Source organism: Streptomyces sulfonofaciens, from assembly GCF_014656295.1.
In the GTDB taxonomy this organism is placed as follows: Bacteria; Actinomycetota; Actinomycetes; order Streptomycetales; family Streptomycetaceae; genus Streptomyces; species Streptomyces sulfonofaciens.
Genome location: NZ_BNCD01000033.1, coordinates 1 through 16,601 on the forward strand (window position 1 = coordinate 1; position 16,601 = coordinate 16,601).

Here is a 16,601-nt window from a genome sequence, read left to right on the forward strand (position 1 = left end):
GCGAAGGGGGCACCGACCGCTGGTCGGTGCCCCCTTCGCCGTCCACACGACGTACCGGGCGCGGATCAGATCACCGCACTGCCCATCATGTGGGCGAACGACGTGGGGTCGGTGTCGAAGCCCCGCACTCCCTCGTGGAAGTGCCAGGCACCCGACTCGTCCCTCGTGAACTCGGCCACGATCGCGGCCGTCGCACCGGAGACCGCGGCGAGGTCGTCCACGGCCAGCTCGGTCACACCCTCACGGACCCGGAGCCCCGTGCCGTCGACGTCACCGAAGGTCTTGCGCTGCTCGCCCTGCTGGACCGCCACCCCGACCAGCACGCGCGCGTAGGAGTCCGCCAGCCGTTCGAGCTCCAGGACCATGACCTCGTCGAAGCCGAAGCCCTGTCCCGTACGGCTGTCCCTGTCCAGGGTGATGGTCCCGTCAGGGGAACGGCTGTCGAAGTACACCAGGTACACGGGTTCCCCGTGCAGATCGTCGGCGGCGTAGGTGGCGGCCACCAGATCGAGGTCATGGGGCGGTGTCCCGAGCGGACTCGGGTCCCATTTCACTGCCACCTCGACCTTGGCCAGCCCCTTGTTGAGACCACTCACCAGCTTCCCCCTCTGTTGCTCTCTCCCTGCCTGCCCCGGCTGACACCCTCGGTGTGGCAACTGGTGTGCGGCACAGCCCTGTTGCCCATGGTGCCACGTGAGCCGGAGCCGCCGGCCCCCGGAAACGTCAACCCGGGGGGCGGTCGACAGCGGCCGGGCGCGCCTTTGAGGGCTATGCCCCCATCGGGGCCCGCCATGCCGGGGCCGTCGTGATCCGGCAACCGGAAATGCACCCGCCCGAGAGTGACCAAGCCCACGTTCCTGGGCCTTACCATGGCGCGGTGCTGGTCAAGTGGATTCGCTGCACCGTCGTGGACCGCCGGGGTTTCGAGCGGGGACAGCGGAAATGGGCGGGGCTTCTGGGGGAGCCGGGATTTCGTGGACAGGGCGGCGGATGGAGCAGGGGGAGGCCGGGCGTGGCACACGTCTTCTCCTTCTGGGAGAGCCGGGCCTTCTACGACTCCTTCATGGCACGCTCCCACGACCGGCTCGCCGCGGCGCAGTCCGGCACGTTCAGACACATACAGAGCAAGCTCTTCGACTACCGCTTCGACGTGAAAACGGGGTTCGAGCCGCGCTTCGCCGACACGGACCTGGTGCGCGTCGCGCACTGCCGTGTGCACCCGCATCGGGCCGAGCACTTCGCCCTGATGCAGGAGAAGGTCTGGAACCCGGCGATGGCGGGCTCCCCCGGGATGGTGCGCGGCCTGTTCGGAGAGGCACCCGGGCACGAGTTCCTGGTGCTGTCCATGTGGCAGTCGGCCGCGGAGCACGGGAAGTACCGCGCCGAGCGGGTGGAGCGCCTGTCCCTGCGGGCCCAGACGGAGGCGGATGTGGCGGCCCTGACCGGGGACGTCGTCGAGCTCGAAGCCTCCTGGACGGTATGAATCGGCCACGCCGTCCGAACTAGAGTTTTCTCATGGCACGACCACACCGCATCGTCCTCGTCCGGCACGGAGAGTCACAGGGCAACGCCGACGACTCCGTTTACGAACGCAAGCCCGACCACGCCCTCGCCCTCACCGAGAAGGGGCGCGGCCAGGCCGGGGCGCTGGGCAGGGAACTGCACGACCTGTTCGGCAGGGAACGGGTCAGTGTCTACGTGTCGCCCTACCGCCGCACCCACGAGACCCTGCGGATCATCGATCTCGACCCGGAGCGGGTGCGGATCCGTGAGGAGCCGCGGTTGCGCGAGCAGGACTGGGGGAACTGGCAGGACCGCGATGACGTACGACTGCAGAAGGAGTACCGCGACGCCTATGGGCACTTCTTCTACCGCTTCGCCCAGGGCGAGTCCGGAGCGGATGTCTACGACCGCGTCGGCGCCTTTCTGGAGAGCCTGCACCGCAGCTTCGAGGATCCGGACCATCCTCCTAATGTGCTGCTCGTCACCCACGGCCTCACCATGAGGCTGTTCTGTATGAGGTGGTTCCACTGGACGGTGGCCGAATTCGAGGCCCTGGCGAATCCCGGGAACGGCGAGAAGCGCATTCTGCAGCTCGGTGAGGACGGCAGGTACACACTCGACCGTCCGTTCGAGTACTGGCGCAAGCCGGAGCCCTATGGCGTCACCACCGGTTGGAGTGAGCGGCGATGACCTCCGATTCCTCCTCGACTCCGGGCCCCCCTTCCCCCGCACCCCCGCCCTCCGCGGCGGACGTGGCGCAATCCGGATCACCTGCGGGTTCCGGGGCGCGTTCCCCGTCCGATTCCGGAAATCCGCCGGGGTCGGCCCTGTGCGTGGAGCGCGGGCTGGCGAGCCTGCGGGGACTCTCCGTGGGCGACGCGCTGGGATCGCAGTTCTTCGTGCCGGCGAACCTCGCACTGCTGGCGCGCCGCGAGGTGCCCGCCGGTCGCTGGCAGTGGACCGACGACACGCAGATGGCGTGCTCCGTGCTGACCGTGCTCGCCGCCCACCACCGCGTCGACCAGGACGCCCTCGTGGCCTCCTTCGCCCTGCGCCATGACTTCGACCGCGGCTACGGCCCCGCGGTGAACAGGTTGCTGCGGCAGGTCAGGGAGGGCGGTGACTGGCGTGAACTGGCCGGTGCGCTCTTCAAAGGACATGGCTCCTGGGGCAACGGCGCCGCCATGCGGATCGCGCCGCTGGGGGCCTGGTACGCGCACGACCCCGAGCAGGCGGCCCACCAGGCGGAGATCTCCGCGTACGTCACGCACCAGCACCCCGAGGCGGTCGCCGGCGCCATGGCGGTGGCCGCGGCAGCGGCCTTCTCGGCGTCCCCGGACGGCCCGCCGACGCCCCTCGCGCTGCTCGACGGTGTCCTCTCCCTCCTGCCGCACAGTGCGGTCGCGGCGGGCCTCGTCCGGGCCCGGGACATGCTGGACTACGACGACGCCGCAACCGTCGCCGCCGTCCTGGGATGCGGTCGCCGCACCTCGGCCCAGGACACCGTTCCCTTCGCGCTCTGGTCGGCGGCCCGCGGACTCGGCGACTTCGAAGGCGCCTTCTGGACCACGGCCCAGGTGGGCGGCGACGTGGACACCACCTGCGCCATCGTCGGCGGCATCGTGGCGGCGAGCGGTGCGGGCGCTCCTCCGGGGCGCTGGCTGGAGCGGACGGAGGCACTGCCCGACTGGGTGCCCGCAGGCTCCTGAGGGCCGGTTCCGCCGGCCTCTGCCACCGGATGGGCCCCCCGCCCGGGCCGGCCCTCCCGCGCGCGTAGCGACCTCCTGCCGGGTGCGGGCAGAGCAGCGGTTCGTGCATCTGCCGCGTACGGTCCTGCGGTCGGCCGTACGACCCGCAGGCACGTACTCCCATGGCGCGCACCCGCACCCGCACCCGCACCCGCCGTCGCCCTCGCCGGAGCCGGGCCGCGCCCGCCGCCGCCCGGCCTCCATGACCCCTGTGCGGGGCGCGGCCCCCGTCCCGGCCGACGCCGTCCCGGTGGGGGACTCTTTTCAGCCTCCGACCGGGCCCGCCGCTGCCGCGGTGCCCGACAGTGCCTCCAGATCGCTCTTGCGGACCCGGATGACCAGCAGGGCGGTGAGGAGGGCCAGGACCGCCATGGCAACGGCAGGGAGGAAGGCGGTGGAGATGCCGTGCGCCAGTACCTCGTGGCTCCAGGGGGCGGGCAACTGGTGCGTCCTGGCGAACACAGCCTGCTGCTCGGGCGTGGCGTGTGCCATGAAGTCGGGCAGCTTCTCGGTCGCCGCGTCACGGCTGGCCGTACCGAACACGGTGGTGAGGATGGACAGGCCGAGCGAGCCGCCCACCTGCTGGGTGGCGTTGAGCAGACCGGATGCGGCGCCCGCCTCGTGCGGGGCCACGCCGGAGACGGCGGTCAGGGTGACCGTCACGAAGTTCAGTCCCATCCCGAAGCCGAACACCATCATGGGGCCGAGGACGCCGCCGACGTACGAGCTGTCCGGACTGAGGAGCGTCTGCCAGCCGAGCCCCACCACGGCGATGGCCGAGCCGGCGGCCATGAACGGCTTCGGACCGAGCACGGGCAGCAGCCGCTGCGAGAGGGCCGCTCCCACCGCGATGGCGACGGTCACCGGCAGGAAGGCCAGACCGGCCTTGATCGGCGAGTAGTTCAGGACGTCCTGCACAAAAATCACGATGAAGAAGAACATCCCGAACATCGCCGCGGCCAGGCTGAGCATGAGCACGTACGTCCCGGAGCGGTTGCGGTCGGCGAACATCCTCAGCGGGGTGATCGGCTCCTTGGCGTGCCTCTCGATCTGCGCGAAGGCGACCAGCAGGGCGACCGCGGCGACGAACGAGCCGATGGTGAGCCCGTCCCGCCAGCCCTGCTCGGAGGCGCGGATGAAGCCGTAGACCAGCGAGGCCATGCCCAGCGTGGACGTCAGGGCACCCGCCACGTCGAAACGTCCGGGGTGGCGCTCGGACTCCGCGATATAGCGGGGCGTCAGGAAGGCGATGATCAACCCGATGGGGACGTTGACGAAGAGCACCCAGCGCCAGTCGAGCCATTCGGTGAGCATGCCGCCCGCCAGCAGCCCGACGGCGCCGCCGCCGGCGGACACCGCCGCGAAGACGCCGAACGCCCGGTTCCGCTCCGGGCCCTCGGGAAAGGTCGTGGTGACGAGGGCCAGGGAGGTGGGCGATGCGATCGCCCCGCCGATCCCCTGTAGGGCGCGCGCCGCCAGTAGCTGCCAGGGTTCCTGAGCGAGCCCGCCGAGCAGTGAAGCTACAGTGAAGAGCAGGATTCCGGCCATGAAGACCCGGCGCCGCCCGAGGATGTCGCCGGCTCGGCCGCCGAGCAGCAGCAGGCCGCCGAACGTGAGGGTGTAGGCGCTGACCACCCAGGTGAGGTCCGTGGTGGAGAAGGCAAGTGCCTTCTGGATGTGCGGCAGCGCGATATTCACAATCGTCGCGTCAAGTACGACCATGAGTTGGCATGCTGCGATGACGGCGAGGGCGATACCGGGACTCCCCTCCCGGCGAGCCGCCCCGGGCGTCCGGTCTTGAAGCAATGGAGAGGTTGTCACAATTGGGTCCCCCACGATGATTTTAGTGAACGATGACGTTCACTGTCGCGCTCAAGGTAGTGAGTCCCCAACAGTGAACGCAAGCGTTCACTGAAGTTGCTGCCGAAGCGCGGTTTTTTCCGCTCACCTTCCATAACGGAGAGTCACCAATGGTTACTTCGCGTTGGACGGCCGCTTCCCCTCGTCCGTCCACCGTGCGCCGCCGTGGCGCCGTGCTAGAACGCGCGATCCTCGATGCCGCCCTGGAGCAACTGAGTACCGTCGGCTGGAACGGCCTCACGATGGAGGGCGTCGCCGCTGGGGCGCAGACGGGCAAGGCCGCCGTCTACAGGCGCTGGCCGTCCAAGGAGGATCTCGTCGCGGATGCGCTGCGATCCGGCCTGCCGCGCCTCGACAGCGCCCCGGACCTGGGCGGTGTCCGCGAGGACCTGCTCGCACTCTGTCAGCTTGTTCGCGACGCGATGTACTCGCGACCCGGCTTCGCCCTCCGTTCCGTCCTTCACGAATGCGACACCGGTGTGGCGGAGCGCTTCCATGGCGTGATCATGAACGGTGTCATCCAGCCCACCGTCGCGCTGATCGAAGAGGTCGTGGGCCGTGGCATCGAACGCGGTGAGGTCCGGCCCGAGGCCGCGCACTCCTTCGTCTACGACACCATCCCGGCGATGATGATGTATCGCTCGAAGGTGTGCGCGTGCGAATGGGAGGCGAAGGATCTGGAAGAGATGGTTGACCGGTTGATGATTCCACTGCTGCTTCCGCGGCGGGACTGAGCGAGTGTCCGCCGGGCGGAACGGAATCCGGCCGGCGGGCGTGCGGGGCTGAGGGGTTGGGTGCAGGACCGGACGGAGCCCGGCGGGGTTGGGTGCCGGCGGGCGGGTGCCCGCCCCCGCAGGGGTGGTGCGGCTCGGCCGCGGTGGGTCGGCGGGTGTGCTCGGTTCGCCGGCCGCGACGCGGGCTCGGCCCGCATGTTTGCGGGGCGAGCGTGTGTGTCCTGGGTTCGCCGTGTGGCCCTGCGGTGAGGGATATGTGTGCACTTGGTCCGCCGTGCGGGGCGGGGGCGGTGGCGCGGATGGGCCGTCGAGGGCTGCCTGTGCGGTGGAGTCGCAGGCCCGTGGCTGGAAGACGGGGGTGTCGCTGCGGGTCCCGGGCGGCGTACGCTAGTTGCGCCATGCCCTACGAAGCACCTACTCACACCGTCGAGCGCTCCATCCGCGCCACCACGGGAGCGAAGATCGTCGCAGGTATCGACGAAGTGGGACGCGGTGCATGGGCGGGACCGGTCACGGTGTGCGCCGCGATCACCGGCCTGCGCAGGCCGCCCGACGGGCTCACCGATTCCAAGCTCCTGACACCGAAGCGGCGTACCGCGCTCGCCAAGGTGCTGGAGGGCTGGGTCACGGCGCACGCCCTCGGACACGCCTCTCCGGAGGAGATCGACGACATGGGGATGACATCGGCTCTCCGGCTCGCGGCCTCGCGAGCCCTGGAGCAACTGCCGGTGCGTCCCGATGCCGTGATCCTCGACGGCAAGCACGACTACCTCGGAAACCCGTGGCAGGTCCGCACGGTGATCCAGGGTGACCGCTCCTGCGTCGCCGTCGCCGCGGCCTCGGTGATCGCCAAGGTGCGGCGTGACAGGATGATGGCCGAACTGGGCGCTGACCACGCACACTTCGCGTTCGCGGCCAACGCGGGGTATCCCTCCCCGGTGCACCAGGCCGCGCTGAAGGAATGGGGCCCCACCCCCTACCACCGCCTCACGTGGGCGTATCTTGATGCGCTGCCCCGGTGGCGGCACCTCAAGAAGGCCCGCACCTGGGCGACCGGAGGCATCCCCGAGATCGAGGGGCAGCTCGACTTCGATCTCTGACTTCCCGGTCGCACGTATGTGCCACCCGCCGGGGCGATCCGCACCGGTGTTTGATTAATATCAACCCATGCCTCTCATTCCCGAGGAGCCTCAGATTCACGAGAGTGCCCAGGGTCAAGGCGCCCCTTCGGCCAGCGGCCGCAGCGTCCCGACCCCTCGTCCCGTACCCGGTCCGCGCCCCGGGGCCCCGTCCCGTCCCGGCCGCCCGGGCTCTGTCCGGCCGACGCCCCCCGCGCAGCGCACGCCGCGCGAGGCTCCGGCCGCCAAACCAGGGCCCTCCGCCCCGGTCCCGTCGCCCACCCCCTCGGCCAAGCCCGCCCCTGCCGCCCGCGCGGCGGCGCCCGGGGCCACGCCGCAGGTCCAGCTGATCCCGGCTCCGCCCGGCGGAGCGCTGGACGCGGCCGAGGAAGCCGTCGACCTCCTGATGGAGTCGGGTCGTGCACCCGGCGAGATCCTCGTCATCACCACCGGCGAGCCCCACCCGTGGGCCACTCACGAGCTCTCCTTCGGAGAGGCCTCCTACTGGGCCCAACACGACGCCGGCGACGACGTGTTCTACGCCGACGCCGCGGTCGTCGACCGTGCCAAGGCCCGCCCTGTCGTGGTCGTCGCCGTCAACGGCGGCCCTGACGGGGCAGCCGCCACCGCTCTGCCCCTCGCCCTCGGCCGGGCGAACGCCCTGTTGATCTGCTGCGGTGACCCGCAGGAGATCAACTCCCTGCTGGGCGCGGCGGTCTGAACCTCGGCGACGCGGGCCATCACGGGGGTGGCCCCTCGACGAGCCGGCGTGCAGGCCGGGTTCGGGTGCTGGGTTCTCGGCGCGCGGTTGCGGCTTGGCCGCGTGCTGTTGCTCGGAGCAGAGTTCGCTCTGTGCTCGGGCGAGACGCGGCCGTGGCCGGGGGACCACAGTGTTGCAGGGCGGCGGCGGAGGCCGCTGCTCGGCAGCCGCGGTACCTGGGTACCGCGGTTCGGCCGGGACTCGACCGGCGGCAGCCGTGGCGACACGGTTCGCGGTGCCGAACCATTTGCGTACCCGCATCGCATTGACCGCTCCGACTCGGCCTGAGCCGAACGCTCGGCGGACTTCCGCCCCAGCAACAGGCCGCCGCCCTCGTCGGCTTCGTCCGTTGGCTGCCGTCCCTTGACGGCCGCCCCTGGCTTCGGCCCGGCCGCTCACCCAGCGCTCCTGCCGGACCGAACGGGCCGCCTTCGCCGGCTGCCAGTGTGGCGCTTCAGCGGGCCGTCGCGCGGCGCATGACCTCCGAAGCCGCACCACCCGTGCGTGGCAGGGAGTCCTCCGGATGTCCCAGGGGCTCGGGCGGCGACACGGCGTTCGGCCGTCGCCCGGTGCGTCCCTCGCCCAACACCTGCCAGCCGTCCTGCGTCAGCGTGATGTAGGCCCCGCACCGCAGCCCGTGCAACGTGCAGGCATCCCGCAGCCCCCACATCCACGCGCCGTCCTCCTCCGTCCACCGGGCTTCCCCTTCACGGCAGTACATCAGCACCGCCGTACGCACCGGAGCGCGGCGCCGCAGGTCGTGCGGGATCACCCGACGCAGATGCGAGAGCAGGGCGTTGCGGAATATCCAGCCGTCCGCCGGCGTCGGCCGCCGCATGAACGATGCGCTCGCGTTGAGGCGTTCCTCCGGATCGAGGACGGCCACCACGGCCATGGCCGGTGTCGGCCGGTGCCGTGAGTGCAGGCCGACCACGATTTCGCGTGGGTTGCGCAGCAGCGGGATACCCGCGGCTGCCCACTCCGACGGTTCGAGCAGCCGGGAGATCTGGTGGGCGGAATCGGCGGCCATCTCGACGGTCTTCGCATAGGTCGACGCCGAGGCCGCTGCGGACGATGGAAATCCGAAGGTCATGGTCCTCCCTTCGGCTGCACGCACGGAGCGGGCGGGGTCGGACGTGGGGAGCGCACCGCGGACAGCCCTACCGACCTCGGAGGAGCCACGCGGGAGCGCTACCAATTCTTCCCTTCGCACTGGCTTGCGGCAACGAGCAATCACAACCGGTGGCCGTTATCTGTCGATGCGCCTCCAATCTTCCTGCACTGGTGCGGCGTTCTTCGTCTTCTGTGTTCTGGTGTGGTCTGCGGTGCCGGGACCTGCGGTGGTCGGGTACGTGGGGCCGGGGCATGGCGGCGTCCGGGGCTGCGTCGGAGCGGTGCTGCCGCGTCGGGGTTGGATGGGGGCTGCGGTGCTCGGGGCGGATGCGGCGCGTGCCCAGGCGGTGGGCTGCGGTGCTCGGGCCCGCGTCGGGCACCACGCCACGATCCCGGCGTCCTGGGCGGAGGGGCGCGGGTGCGCGAGCCCTCACCTACGAGGGGCTTGGCGGTGTCGCGGACGCTCCCGTGTTGGAGTCCGCAGGCCCGGCGCCTCTGACGTGCCCGGCCATGACCGCCTCCTCAACGGTCTCCATGTACGGTCGCCAGGACGCGCGGACGTCCGAGGGACGGTGCACTGATCAACTCTGCACGGCAAGGACCAGCGGCAACACCTCCCCTGCACCGGCGCGGCGCAGCACGCGTGCGGCTATCGCCAGCGTCCAGCCGGTCTCGGTGTAGTCGTCGACGAGGAGGACGGGGCCCGATGCCTGCTCGACAGCCGTGCTCAAGGACGGAGGAAGGACCAGGGCTCCTTCCAGGGCCTTGAGGCGCTGTGCACTGTTGCTCCGAGGGATCCGCATGGCCTTGGGCCGGAGTGCGGGGGCGTTGGCCTGGCCCGGCCAACCGGAGCTGCCGACATCTCCGGGGTCCGTTCCCACCGTGTCGTCGACGGTGCCGCCCTCGTACTCGATACCGGCCGCGGCATCCTCCGTGTACTCGACACCGGCCGCTATGTCCTCTGCGTAGAGGATGCCGCCCAACAGCGGCAGGCGTCCGACCTCGGCGATGTGCGCGCCCAGGGACTGGATCAGACGGGGACGGGTGTGCGAGGCCATGGTCACCACGCCGACGGGTCGCGGCCGCCCGCCGGGGTCGCCGGACGCCCAGCCGCCGGGTCCCTTCGCCCAGTCCGCGAGCACTCCCACCACCGCGCGTACGACATCGTCGGGCACCGGTCCGTCCGCGCTCTGCGGTGCCAGCAAGGGGCGCAGGCGGTTGCCCCAGCCGATGTCGGAGAGCCGCCCCAGAGCCTTGCCCGAAGCGGCCTGCTCCTGGGCGGGGATGCGACCCTTGAGGTCGATGCCGACTGCGGGGAGACCCGTCGGCCACATCTTCCGCGGCTCCACGTCGACGCCGGCGCGCCCGAGCTCGCCGCGCGCCGTGCCCAGGGCGGATTCCGAGACGGCCGCGCTGCGGGCCCTGCCCGTGCAGTTGTCGCAGCGACCGCAGGGTGCGGCCTCTTCGTCGTCCAACTGCCGGCGCAGGAACTCCATACGGCACTCGTCCGTCGAGGCGTATGCGCGCATCGCCCGCTGCTCGGCCTCGCGCTGCCTGGTGACCCAGTCATAGCGCTCCGCGTCGTAGGTCCACGGCTCGCCGGTGGTGACCCAGCCGCCCTTGACCCGGTGGACGGCACCGTCCACGTCGAGGACCTTGAGCATGGTCTCCAGACGGGAGCGGCGCAGTTCCACGAGGGGTTCGAGGGCGGGCAGCGAGAGCGGCCTGTCGGCCCGCGCCAGCGCGTCCAGGGTGCGGCGCACCTGTTCCTCGGGCGGGAAGGCGACCGAGGCGAAGTACTTCCAGATCGCCTCGTCCTCCGGGCCGGGCAGCAGCAGGACCTCCGCATGATCCACCCCTCGCCCGGCGCGTCCCACCTGCTGGTAGTACGCGATGGGGGAGGAGGGGGAGCCGAAGTGAACGACGAAACCCAGGTCGGGCTTGTCGAACCCCATGCCCAGGGCGGAGGTGGCGACGAGGGCCTTGACGCGGTTGGCGAGGAGATCGTCCTCGGCCTGCTGGCGGTCCGCGTTCTCCGTCTTGCCCGTGTAGGAGGCGACGGTGTGCCCGCACTGCCGCAGGAAGGCGGTGACCTCCTCGGCCGCGGCGACGGTGAGCGTGTAGATGATGCCCGACCCCGGCAGCTCGCGCAGGTGCTCGGCGAGCCATGCGAGACGGTGCGCCGCGTCGGGGAGCCGGAGGACGCCCAGGCTGAGGCTCTCCCGGTCGAGCGGTCCTCGCAGCACCAGCGCGTCCGAGTTGCCGCCGGTGCCCAGTTGCTCGGCGACATCTGCTGTCACTCGCGCGTTGGCGGTAGCCGTTGTGGCCAGTACGGGGACCCCGGGGCGCAGGTCGGCGAGCATGGTGCGGAGCCTGCGGTAGTCGGGCCGGAAGTCGTGGCCCCAGTCGGAGATGCAGTGGGCCTCGTCGACGACCAGCAGACCCGTGGTTGCGGACAGCTCGGGGAGTACCTGGTCGCGGAAGTCTGGGTTGTTGAGCCGCTCGGGGCTCACCAGCAGGACATCGACGGTGCCGGAGGCCACTTCGGCCCGGACGGTGTCCCACTCCTCCGTGTTGGAGGAGTTGATGGTGCGGGCATGGATGCCGGCCCGGCTCGCCGCCTCCACCTGGTTGCGCATCAGCGCGAGAAGAGGAGAGACGATCACGGTCGGGCCGCTGCCGCGCTCGCGCAGCAGGGCGGTGGCGACGAAGTACACCGCGGACTTGCCCCAGCCCGTGCGCTGCACGACGAGGGCGCGACGCCGGTGTGCCACGAGCGCTTCGATGGCATGCCACTGGTCCTCGCGCAGCCGGGTCCGCCCCGTCGGATCGCCGACGAGACGGGACAGCACGGTATCCGCCGCCGTACGCAGGTCTTCGTTGCTCATGCCCCCATGCAACCCGATGGAGCCGACATCGTGCGAACGGCCCGTAAGTCTGTGGATAACTCTTGTCGTGTCCCTGACTCGACTTATCCACAGGAGGAACCGGAATCTTGCATTTCGGTGCAAGGTCGCTGGCATGACGAACCACAGCGAGGCAATCGAACCCGGCGAACCCCTTGAGCCCGTACGCGTTGATCGGCCCGCCGGCCAGGGCCGGTCCATCGGTTCCGTGGAGCCTGCCGGTCGGGGCCGACAGGCAGGCTCCGGTACCTGCGAAGATGCGCGCCGCACCCGCCCCAAGGCATCCACCGCACCCGACGCAGGCTCGGGGTCCGGGGTAACCCCGAAGCCGATCGATCCGGTGGCAGGGACCGAGACAGTGGCACGGACTGAGCCGGTGGCAGGGACCGAGACAGTGGCACCGACCGAGCCGGTGGCAGGGACCGAGACAGTGGCACCGACCGAGCCGGTGGAGTCGGCGGAGCCGGTAGAGCCGGTGATGTCGGTCGAGCCGGTGAAGCGGAGCGGGTTTCCGCAGAGGCGGACCGTGTTTCCCGAGCACGCGGGGCCGGGCGCTCCCCATCCCTCCGAGATGCCTTTGGCACGGGCCGTCCGGGCAGCCGGTCCCGGCGCGGAGAGCCCGTGGCCGGCCGGTACGGCGAGTGTGGCCCCGACGACAATGAGTCATGCCGAACTCCCGGCACGGGCACCGCTGAATCAGGTCACGCTCCGCTCGCCCGCCGAACTGGCCGACGCGCTCCCCTACCTCCTCGGTTACCGCCCCGAGGACAGCATCGTGCTCGTCGGCCTGCATGACCGTAGCGGCTACGGCAGCTTCGGCGCTCGTGCCAGGCTCGGCATTCCCGACCGCCCCGAGGACTGGCTGGAGGCCACCCGGCAGATGGCCCGATGTCTGGTGGCCGCGAGTGAGAGGCGGGGCGCACGGCCCGACGGCATGGTCGCCTTCGTCTGCCGGGAGCCGGGGCGTGATCGGACCGGCCGGCAGGTGATGGAAGCCCTCCGACCTCTGGCGCAACTGCTGCGCACCGAGTGCGGCAGCCTGGACATCCCCGTTCTCGAAGCGCTGTGCATCTCGGGCAACCGCTTCTGGTCGTACTGCTGCCCCAGCTCCCAGTGCTGCCCCGAGGAAGGCAAGGCCATGGGCATGCCGGGTGCATCCGTCCTCTCCGCGGCCATGACCTACGCGGGGCTCCAGGTGCGTGGCACGCTCAAGGATTTCCGTGCCAGGCTGCTGCCCTGGGAGACCGCCGCCGCCCTGGATCAGGAAGCGGCACTCGATGCCGCCGGCGCCGCGCTCGTGCCCAGGATGCTGGACGAAACCCAGCGTGCTGAGGTCATCGCCGACACCCTGGACCTGGCACACACGGTCATGGGGCGCCTTGCCACCGCCCGACCTGCTCAGAAACGGCTGGAAGCCGATCTGCGGGACGACGAGCTCATTGCGCACGACGAAGCCGCGGCCCTGATCCTCGGCCTGCAGGACAGGACCACACGCGACCGTGCCGCGGAGTGGATGGAGGGCGAAGAGGCGGCCTTGGCGCTCAGGCTCTGGCGCGCACTGGCCCGCCGCTGCGTGGGCCCCTACGCAGAGCACGCCGCGGCCCCCCTCACCCTTGTCGGCTGGGTCGCCTGGTCGACCGGCGACGAGCTGGAGGCTCGCGAAGGATTGGCCATGGCACTCGGCCTTGACCCCGAGTACACCTTCGCCCAGCTCCTCCACCAGGCGTGCAACGAAGGTCTCGACCCCGAGGCCATCCGGCGGTGCCTGCGCAAGGAGCGCACGGAGCGGGCGTCGGCCCCCCGCCCCGTCTCCGCTGGTGCGGCACCCACCGCGGCGTCGACAGGCATCCCGAGGCATGCCGAACGCTCGCCCGATGGCGACACAGGGCGTCCCGGATCCGCGCCTGCGTCCGCGGCGGGGCAGCACCACGGCAACGACGACATCGGCTCGTCCCCCGGCCGCCCCTCGCGTCGGCTGCCCCGCCGGGCGGATACCAGGGGACCCGCCAGGCAAGGGCCTCAGCCGCCCCGGCCCGCAGGGTCGCGTCCGGCCGCGACCACAGCGGGCAGGCCCCTTCCGCGCCGCGCCCGTGCACCGAAGAACGCACCGAGGAACCGGCCGTGAGGAGCGAGTGCCGGGGAAGGGCAGTCGGCCGTCACGGCGCGGGACAGGACGGGGCGACTCGTCACGAGGGGACATGAGCCGGGGCGTCCTGTCGAGAAGCCGGCACCGCCACGGCAGGCGCCCCTGGCATTGCGTCCCGTGCCCCGGGGCCCAGCCTCCCTCGCATTGCTTCCCGCGCCCCGGGCCCAGCCTCCCTGTCCCGCGCTCCGCGCCCGGGTCTACGCGTCCGGTGAGCGGTCGCGCGCCCCCGGTCTGCCCCCGGACTCGGTACAGGCCGGGCGAAGCCCGCTCGGCCCGTATCCGGGCGGAGGAGGTACCCGAACCCTTCAAGCACCCGATTCGCCGGTCGACTCGCCCGCCTTCAGCGGTGACCGCACAAGACGACGTCCCCAGGCGCGCGTCGGTGTGGCCGCGGCGACCGGACCACACATCAGGCCGGACGAGTGCTGTGGTCCGTCCCATGACCAGCCTCGCCGGACCCGCACGGCCACCCACGCCGATCGCGCACGGCCACCTTCGTGCACCCAAGGACCCATCGTGCCGAGGTCCTTCCGACCACCCTCGGCCAAGGACCCCACTTCCGCAGAACCGGAACCACGCCCACCATCACCCACCACCGCTGACGAACCGTCCGCGGGCCCTCTGCCACTGCTCTGACCGGCCCATCCCGGGCTGCCGGAACATGGGCGCAACACATGGCTGGGACTAGTCGGCGCAGATGCGGAACCAGTCGTGAAGCGCGTGTTTATCGTCACCCAGACGACTATGATCGCGGCATGTCGCCCTACGACCCGTCGGCTTTCCCGCCCTTTGCTGTCACCGTGGACCTGGTCGTGCTGACCGTGCGGCATCATGCGCTCTGCGCGCTTGCGGTGCGCCGGGGTGAGCAGCCGTTCCAGGGACGCTGGGCACTCCCGGGAGGCTTTGTGCGGGCGGACGAGGACCTGACCTCCGCTGCGGCGCGCGAGCTCGGCGAGGAGACCGGTCTGTGCGTGCACGGCCCCGAAGCCCCGGCGCAGGACAACGGTGCCCATCTGGAGCAGCTCGCCACCTACGGCGATCCCGAACGGGACCCCCGTATGCGGGTCGTCAGCGTCGCCCACCTCGCTCTGGCACCTGACCTGCCGGCGCCCCGGGCGGGTGGCGACGCGCGCAGTGCCCGCTGGGCACCGGTGGAGACGCTGCTGGCCGCTGGGGCCGGTGGCCGCGAGGACGAGCAGGCCGCTCCGCTCGCCTTCGACCATGCGCAGATCCTCGCGGACGGTGTGGAACGGGCCCGTTCGAAGATCGAGTACTCCTCGCTGGCCACCGCGTTCTGCCCGCCGGAGTTCACCGTGGGGGAGCTGCGCCGTGTCTACGAGGCGGTCTGGGGCGTTGCGCTGGACCCGCGGAACTTCCACCGCAAGGTGACCGGCACGCCGGGGTTCCTCGTTCCGACGGGCGGGACCACCACTCGACAGGGCGGTCGGCCCGCGCAGCTCTTCCGTGCGGGCGGTGCCACTCTCCTCAACCCGCCGATGCTGCGTCCCGAGGTCTGACGGAGGGCCTGTTCGGCCGTCGTTCCACGCTTCGAGTGACGGTGACTACGGCCCGTATGTCCGTCTTTACATAGAAAACCAGTAATATCGCGATATCTTGCATTCGTACCTGCGGGGCTCGTCCATCCGTGATCTGGCGGACGGACCCCCGGCCGCCGAGCGGTCGCACCTTCCGCGAGAGACAGCGATGATCCAGGCCATCGGACTGACGAGTACTCACCACAAGGAGCAATCAGCCGCCTTTCCGCACACGGCCCGAGCAGCCGACGGGTCCTGTCCGGCCCTGACGCCGGTTCTTGACGGTGTCTCACTGGAGGCGCACCCCGGCCGTGTCACTGCCCTGCTCGGCCCACCCGCCTCGGGCAAGACCACGGCACTCCGTCTGATGCTCGAACTGCAGCGGGGCCGGGGTGTCACCTATTTCCGGGGCAGGCCTTTGCATCGGATTCCGCATCCCTCGCGTGAGGTGGGCGTGCTGCTGGGTGAGGTTCCCGGGCACCCCGGCCGAACGGTCCGCGGGCATCTGCGGATGCTCTGTGCCGCCGCCGGTGTCCCCGCCTCCCGCGCGGACCGGGTGCTGGAGGACATGGGGCTGGTCAGCCTGCGCGGCGAGCCTCTGGGGAGGCTCTCGCGCGGTCTCGACCGTCGGCTGGGCATGGCCTGCGCTCTGCTCGCCGATCCGCACTCCCTCGTTCTGGACGCTCCTGCCGACGGACTGGCCCCGCGGGAGAGCCGCTGGTTGCACGGACTGCTGCGGACGTACGCGGGCCGGGGCGGGGCGGTGCTGTTCACCACGGCCGATCCCAGAGAGGCCGCCCGGGCCGCGGACCGGGTCGTCACGCTGGACGGTGGGAGGGTTGTCGCCGACCAGGAGGCTGCGGACTTCGCCCGTACCAGGCTCCGTCCCAGGGTCGCTGTCCGAAGTCCGCAGGCTGCCCGTCTCGGCCTGCTTCTCGCGAAGGAGGCCAGGGCGGCCCGCTGCTCCATCGAGGTGGTCAGGGAGGGTGGCAACCGTCTCTCGGTGTACGGGACCACCTGTGCCGCTGTCGGTGACACTGCGTTCCGGCACGGCATCCTCGTGCATCAACTCGCCGACGAGGTCGGTGATATGGGCCCGCAGCCGCACGAGCCGCACGAGCCGCACGAGCCGCACGAGCCGCACGAGCCGCACGAGCCGCACGAGCCGCACGAGCCGC

Annotated in this window: 13 protein-coding genes; 9 read left to right on the forward strand and 4 right to left on the reverse strand. The window is 71.0% G+C overall.

Going from position 1 to position 16,601, the window contains the following annotated elements:
- Positions 1-65 precede the first annotated feature (65 nt).
- On the reverse strand, positions 66-596 hold the full coding sequence (locus IE313_RS32280; protein WP_189938560.1) for a TerD family protein: 531 nt from the start codon (positions 594-596) through the stop codon (positions 66-68).
- Between the two features lie 281 nt (positions 597-877).
- On the opposite strand from IE313_RS32280, the gene IE313_RS32285 reads away from it, so the two are divergent.
- From IE313_RS32285 to IE313_RS32295, 3 genes are all read left to right on the forward strand, one after another.
- Complete coding sequence (locus tag IE313_RS32285; RefSeq protein ID WP_189938562.1) at positions 878-1,483, forward strand: YdbC family protein; 606 nt, start codon at positions 878-880, stop codon at positions 1,481-1,483.
- Between the two features lie 32 nt (positions 1,484-1,515).
- Entirely contained in the window at positions 1,516-2,193 is a 678-nt protein-coding gene (locus tag IE313_RS32290) for a histidine phosphatase family protein (RefSeq protein ID WP_189938563.1), read from the forward strand.
- A 137-nt stretch (positions 2,194-2,330) separates the two neighbouring features.
- Positions 2,331-3,212, forward strand: coding sequence for an ADP-ribosylglycohydrolase family protein (locus IE313_RS32295; RefSeq protein ID WP_229925140.1), 882 nt, complete (start codon positions 2,331-2,333; stop codon positions 3,210-3,212).
- Between the two features lie 303 nt (positions 3,213-3,515).
- Here IE313_RS32295 and IE313_RS32300 read toward each other — a convergent pair whose 3' ends face one another.
- Complete coding sequence (locus IE313_RS32300) at positions 3,516-5,072, reverse strand: MFS transporter (RefSeq protein ID WP_189938565.1); 1,557 nt, start codon at positions 5,070-5,072, stop codon at positions 3,516-3,518.
- Positions 5,073-5,221: 149 nt separating this feature from the next.
- Here IE313_RS32300 and IE313_RS32305 point away from each other — a divergent pair, with 149 nt between their 5' ends.
- From IE313_RS32305 to IE313_RS32315, 3 genes are all read left to right on the forward strand, one after another.
- On the forward strand, positions 5,222-5,845 hold the full coding sequence (locus IE313_RS32305; RefSeq protein ID WP_189938566.1) for a TetR/AcrR family transcriptional regulator: 624 nt from the start codon (positions 5,222-5,224) through the stop codon (positions 5,843-5,845).
- A 398-nt stretch (positions 5,846-6,243) separates the two neighbouring features.
- Complete coding sequence (gene rnhB / locus IE313_RS32310; protein ID WP_189938567.1) at positions 6,244-6,945, forward strand: ribonuclease HII; 702 nt, start codon at positions 6,244-6,246, stop codon at positions 6,943-6,945.
- A 67-nt stretch (positions 6,946-7,012) separates the two neighbouring features.
- Positions 7,013-7,684: a hypothetical protein gene (locus IE313_RS32315; RefSeq protein WP_189938569.1), complete on the forward strand. Its 672-nt coding sequence runs from the start codon at positions 7,013-7,015 to the stop codon at positions 7,682-7,684.
- Between the two features lie 493 nt (positions 7,685-8,177).
- Here the strand turns inward: IE313_RS32315 and IE313_RS32320 are convergent, their stop codons facing one another.
- Both IE313_RS32320 and IE313_RS32330 read right to left on the reverse strand, forming a co-directional pair.
- Positions 8,178-8,816, reverse strand: coding sequence for a hypothetical protein (locus IE313_RS32320; RefSeq protein ID WP_189938571.1), 639 nt, complete (start codon positions 8,814-8,816; stop codon positions 8,178-8,180).
- Positions 8,817-9,417: 601 nt separating this feature from the next.
- The gene (locus tag IE313_RS32330) at positions 9,418-11,724 is read right to left on the reverse strand and encodes a RecQ family ATP-dependent DNA helicase (protein ID WP_229925135.1); all 2,307 of its coding nucleotides are present in this window, start codon (positions 11,722-11,724) and stop codon (positions 9,418-9,420) included.
- 676 nt (positions 11,725-12,400) lie between these two features.
- Here IE313_RS32330 and IE313_RS32335 point away from each other — a divergent pair.
- The 3 genes from IE313_RS32335 to IE313_RS35750 all read left to right on the forward strand — a co-directional run.
- On the forward strand, positions 12,401-13,867 hold the full coding sequence (locus IE313_RS32335) for a DUF4192 domain-containing protein (protein ID WP_229925136.1): 1,467 nt from the start codon (positions 12,401-12,403) through the stop codon (positions 13,865-13,867).
- Between the two features lie 776 nt (positions 13,868-14,643).
- On the forward strand, positions 14,644-15,405 hold the full coding sequence (locus tag IE313_RS32340) for an NUDIX hydrolase (protein WP_189938574.1): 762 nt from the start codon (positions 14,644-14,646) through the stop codon (positions 15,403-15,405).
- Between the two features lie 187 nt (positions 15,406-15,592).
- Positions 15,593-16,601: ATP-binding cassette domain-containing protein (locus tag IE313_RS35750; protein ID WP_229925137.1), on the forward strand; the 1,009-nt coding region annotated here is incomplete at its 3' end.

Bases quoted from the DNA above. Each gene is read 5' to 3' on its own strand.
- IE313_RS32290 (WP_189938563.1), top strand. From the start codon at position 1,516: ATGGCACGACCACACCGCATCGTCCTCGTCCGGCACGGAGAGTCACAG.
- IE313_RS32305 (WP_189938566.1), top strand. From the start codon at position 5,222: ATGGTTACTTCGCGTTGGACGGCCGCTTCCCCTCGTCCGTCCACCGTG.
- rnhB (WP_189938567.1), top strand. From the start codon at position 6,244: ATGCCCTACGAAGCACCTACTCACACCGTCGAGCGCTCCATCCGCGCC.
- IE313_RS32315 (WP_189938569.1), top strand. From the start codon at position 7,013: ATGCCTCTCATTCCCGAGGAGCCTCAGATTCACGAGAGTGCCCAGGGT.
- IE313_RS32320 (WP_189938571.1), bottom strand. From the start codon at position 8,816: ATGACCTTCGGATTTCCATCGTCCGCAGCGGCCTCGGCGTCGACCTAT.
- IE313_RS32330 (WP_229925135.1), bottom strand. From the start codon at position 11,724: ATGAGCAACGAAGACCTGCGTACGGCGGCGGATACCGTGCTGTCCCGT.
- IE313_RS32335 (WP_229925136.1), top strand. From the start codon at position 12,401: ATGAGTCATGCCGAACTCCCGGCACGGGCACCGCTGAATCAGGTCACG.
- IE313_RS32340 (WP_189938574.1), top strand. From the start codon at position 14,644: ATGTCGCCCTACGACCCGTCGGCTTTCCCGCCCTTTGCTGTCACCGTG.